Origin of the sequence: Streptomyces sp. rh34 (genome assembly GCF_002551245.1) — a bacterium.
Lineage (GTDB): Bacteria > Actinomycetota > Actinomycetes > Streptomycetales > Streptomycetaceae > Streptomyces.
The window spans coordinates 1-1,244 of record NZ_NTGZ01000536.1 but is presented as its reverse complement, the minus strand read 5'-3'; the positions used below and the strand labels follow the sequence as shown (position 1 = coordinate 1,244).

1 protein-coding gene and 1 pseudogene are annotated in these 1,244 nt (G+C 74.2%); one reads left to right on the top strand and one right to left on the bottom strand.

Going from position 1 to position 1,244, the window contains the following annotated elements; all coding sequences use genetic code 11:
- A pseudogene (locus CR470_RS38025) lies at positions 1 to 443 on the bottom strand (ROK family protein); the annotation flags it as partial.
- 239 nt (positions 444 to 682) lie between these two features.
- On the opposite strand from CR470_RS38025, the gene CR470_RS38020 reads away from it, so the two are divergent.
- On the top strand, positions 683 to 1,244 hold a 562-nt coding region (locus tag CR470_RS38020), incomplete at its 3' end, for an MFS transporter (RefSeq protein ID WP_143663997.1).

Here is a 1,244-nt window from a genome sequence, read left to right as displayed (position 1 = left end):
GCGCAGCGCAGCCCGCTCTCGCGCAGCAGCCCCGCCCCGGCCTCCACGACCTCGCCGAGCACCTGCGCGGGGTCGGCCATCACCGCGACACAGCCCGGCGATGTGGCGACGATCCGTCCGCCGAGCCCGACGAGCGCGGCCCGGAAGCCGTCGGCGTGCACCTGGGCGGCGAGGACGACCGGGCCGGTCTCCAGGACGGACAGCCGGTGCGAGGGGCGGCCCTGGGACCCGGCCGCCGACCCGGGGCTGGAGTCGACCCGGATCAGCCCGAGTGCCTCCAGCTCCGCGGCGACCGCCCCGGCGGTGGCGCGGGTGACGCCGAGTTCGGAGGTGAGCACGGCCCGGGTGGGGGCGCGCCCGGTGTGGACCAGTTCCAGTGCGGGCCCGAGCGCACTGCGGCCCCTCTCCAACTTCGTCCGGGTGGTGGTCGCCTTGCCGTTCATGGGGGCGAGTCTCCCATGATCCGGAGGCGTCCCGGGCGCCCAGGGCCGGTCCGGGGATCCCGTTCCGGCCACGGCCGGGCCCGCGGAACGTACGGCGTGCGGCGATGTTGCGCCCATCGCCGGAGCGACCTTATGCTGAGTTTGTGCCGCAACTAAACAAACTGCGGACGGCCCTACCGGGGGGACCTGGCGGAGACACCGCCCCACCCTCGTCGGCCCGCCTCCGTACCGCGCTGACCGTGTTCTTCGCCCTCGACGGGTTCCTCTTCGCCGGCTGGGTGGTCCGTATCCCGGCCATCAAGCAGCAGACCGGAGCCTCCGCCTCCACCCTCGGACTCGCCCTGCTCGGCGTCTCCGCAGGGGCGGTCATCACCATGATGCTCACCGGCCGGCTCTGCCGCCGTTACGGCAGCCACGCCGTCACGGCGGGCTGCGGCGTCCTGCTCCCCCTGAGCATCGCCCTGCCCGCCCAGACCCACTCGGCGCTCTCGCTCGGCCTCGTGCTGCTGGTGTTCGGAGCGGCCTACGGCGGAATGAACGTGGCGATGAACAGCGCCGCCGTCGACCTGGTCACCGAGCTGCGCAGGCCCGTGATGCCGAGCTTCCACGCGGCGTTCAGCCTGGGCGGCATGGTCGGCGCCGGGCTCGGCGGGCTGGTCGCGGGGGGCCTCTCCGCGTCCACGCACCTCTTCCTGCTGGCCGGGATCGGCCTGCTCGTCACCGCCTTCGCCGGACCCGCGCTGCTGCGCCACCGCCCGGCCCCCGCCGCCCCGGAGTCCGCCTGTCTCTTATACACATCTT